Origin of the sequence: Micromonospora sp. NBS 11-29, from assembly GCF_002140155.1 — a bacterium.
Classification (GTDB): domain Bacteria; phylum Actinomycetota; class Actinomycetes; order Mycobacteriales; family Micromonosporaceae; genus Micromonospora.
In genome coordinates, this window is sequence record NZ_NAPR01000007.1 from 105,382 (window position 1) to 108,569 (window position 3,188).

Below are 3,188 nucleotides of genomic sequence, written 5' to 3' on the forward strand. Positions count from 1 at the left end.
TGGAGTTGCCGGCCGGAGGTGACCGTCCAGCGTTGGCCGGTGGCGCTGCCGCAGTCCCAGAGCTGGACCTGCGTGCCGTTGGTGGTGGAGGAGTTGGGCACGTCCACGCACCGGCCGGACTGCTCGCCGACGACCTGCCGGGCGGTGCCGGCGGGCGGCGGGGTGGTCGGGCCGCCACCACCCTGCGGGCCGGCGGCGTTCATCACGGTCTGCGCGCCGGACGGCCAGTTGCCGTTGCTCACGACGGTGTTGCCGTAGACCACGTTGCCCCGGTCGCCGTTGGTGACGTTGGTGCTGTTGTTGGTCGACCAGTTGTTGGTGAGCGTCCAGTTGCCCATGTTCTCGCCGCCCCAGTAGTTGGCGGTCGCCCAGGTGCCGGTGTTCGAGAAGACGTTGTTGGTGACGGTGTAGTACTTGGAGCCCTCGTCGAAGTAGACGCCGAAGTAGCCGTTGGTCCGCAGGCAGTGGTTCTCGCTGATCAGCGCGTTCGGGTTCCACCCGAGGGTGTAGATGCACCCGCCGTCGTTCATCTGCTGCATGACGTCGTGGATGTAGTTGCCGACCACCCGGGCGTTGGACGCGGTCGTCGGCGTGCTGTAGCGCGGCTGGTAGTTGTACAGGCCGCGGTTGGCGTACTCGGTGTTGCCGCCGGCGTCGTTGGCGCCCCAGCCGTACCCGATGGTCATGCCCGAGTACGGCATGTTGTAGACCTCGTTGTGGCTGATCGTGGCGTTGGTGACGTAGGTGGGCAGCACCGAGCTGATGCCCCGGTAGTCCACGCCCAGGTCGTGGATCCGGTTGTTGCTGATCGTGATGTCCCGGTTGGTCATCCGGGTGTCGCTCGGGTGGTGCGCGTCGGCGCGTACGCCACCGATGACGAAACCGCCGGCCGCGTTGCGGGCGATCTCGGAGCGGGTGACCGTGATGCCGCTGGCGCCCAGCCCCACGCCGGTGCCGTGCGCGTTGGCGTCGTTGCCGATGCCCACCGCCGTCTGGCCCAGGTTCACGAACTGGGAGTCGCTGAACGTGATCGTGTTGGCGGCCGACACCTGCACGGCGGCGGGCATCTGGGACCAGTTCGGCCGGGCCGCCTCGAACTGCTGGCAGCCGGAGGTGCAGGAGCCGAACGCGGGCCACGACCAGGTGCCGGCGATGTACGAGCCGGTCTGCTGGTCGACCCAGCCCTGGTTGCTGCTGGGGCCCAGCCAGCTCGTGCCGGTGAACGTGATGCCGGTGAACGCGATGTGGTGGGCCGGGTTGGCGTAGCTGCCGCCGACGTGGACCAGCGACTGCACCACCGGGAACTCGACGTCCACGTTCGCCATGTTCTGGCCGGAGCGGGGGATGTAGTACAGCGTGCCGGTGCTGGTGTTCGCGTACCACTCGCCCGGGGAGTCGAGGAACTCGTACGCGTTCGCCAGGTAGAACGGGCCGGCCCGGAACGGGTTCATCAGGGTGTCGTAGCCGAAGTTGTTGTTGTTCCAGGCCGGCTGCGCCATGGTCAGCATCCCGCCGCTGATGCTCTGCACCGGCGAGTACCGGTCGGTGAACGAGTTGACGCCCTCGACCTCGACCCGGTTGGCGTTGGCCAGGTTGTTCAGGTAGTTCAGGTTGCCGTTGGTGATCCGCAGGCCGCTGGCCGAGGCGCTGAAGTCCGACCGGTTCACCTGGGTCCGCGCCCGGGTGGCGAGCTGGCCGTCGACGTAGAGCTGCCGGGTGTCCTGCCCGGCGCCCACGCTGGCCTTCCAGATGTTGCGGCCGGTGTCCGCGACGGACCAGCCGGTGATCTGCTTCGCGCCGCTGATCGTCGGGTGCGTGCCGGAGGCGGCCTGCCAGCGGACGGTGTGGCCGTTCGTCCCGGAGTCGGCCGCGCCGAAGGTCAGGGGCGAGGTGACCCGGTAGACGCCGTCGGCCAGTTGCACCAAGATGTCGTCCGTCATGCCGCCGACCAGCGCGCGCACCGCGGTCTGCGCCGCGGTCAGCGAGCAGGGTTGCGCCGCGGTGCAGCCGGTGCCGGTGCCGGTGGGGGACGCGTAGAGAGTGGTCACGGCGGCCGAGGCGGACGAGGCGAAGGCGGCCACGGCGATGCCGGCAGCCGCCGTCGCCAGGGCGAGACCGGCCGCAGCCGACCGGCGCAGGGCGGATGCGTTCACGGTTCCTCCAGCGACACATCGACAACAATAGGTATGACGTCTGATGTTAAGCGCGGATGTCGAACCGGTCAACATTGAAACAAGTCAATGGCTCGACGGTGTGCGCGTTGACAGTCGTGAACGGCCCGACCTAGGGTCGTCCCACCAGGTGAACCGATTCGATGACCCGGGGGCGGGATGAACATCGGCGAGATCGCCCGCCGGGCCGGGGTGTCCCGCAGCACCGTGTCGTACGTGCTCAGCGGCAAGCGGCCGGTCTCCGCGGCCACCCGGGCGCGGATCCAGGCCGTCATCGACGAGTTGGACTACCGCCCCAACGCCAGCGCACGCGCCCTCAAGGAGGGCCGGACCCGTACCCTCGGCCTGGTCATCCCGCCGGCGAGCCGGCGCCTCACCGACATGCAGCTCGGCTTCGTCGCCAGCGTGGTCGAGGCCGCCGCGCGGGCCGACCTCGACGTGCTGCTGTCGCCGTCCGGCGGCGACCACGACCGGTCGTTCGAACGGATCGTCACCGGCCGCCGCGTCGACGGGGTGGTCCTGATGGAGATCCGGCTCACCGACGAGCGGGTGACCCGCCTGGAGCGGGCCGGCCTGCCGTTCGTGACCATCGGCCGCACCGCCCAGCCGGCGGGGATGAGCTGGGTGGACGTGGACTACGCCGGCCTCATCGCCGGCTGCGTGCATCACCTGGCGGACCTGGGGCACCGGCACATCGCCCTGGTCAACCGGTCCGCCGAACTCGTCGCCGCGGGGTACGGCCCCGGCTGCCGGGCGCTGACCGGCTTCACCGAGGCGGTCACCGAACGCGGTCTGACCGGCGTCGACGTCTGCTGCGGCGACGACGTCGCCGCCGGCGAGGCGTGCGTCGAGGAACTGCTCGCGACCCATCCCGAGGTGACCGCCGTGGCGACCGTCAACGAGGCGGCCCTGCCCGGGATGCAGCGGGCGCTGGAGACCGCCGGGCTGGTGGTGCCGCGCGACTTCTCCCTCACCGGGGTCGCCGCCCGGCACTGGGCGGAGAACCTCCGTCCGCCG

General features: G+C 70.1%; 2 protein-coding genes. One reads left to right on the plus strand and one right to left on the minus strand.

What is annotated here, in order from left to right:
• On the minus strand, positions 1-2,153 hold a 2,153-nt coding region (locus B1205_RS10780; RefSeq protein WP_254909843.1), incomplete at its 3' end, for an RICIN domain-containing protein.
• Between the two features lie 177 nt (positions 2,154-2,330).
• On the opposite strand from B1205_RS10780, the gene B1205_RS10785 reads away from it, so the two are divergent.
• The coding region (locus B1205_RS10785) for a LacI family DNA-binding transcriptional regulator (protein WP_254909844.1) at positions 2,331-3,188 on the plus strand (858 nt) is incomplete at its 3' end.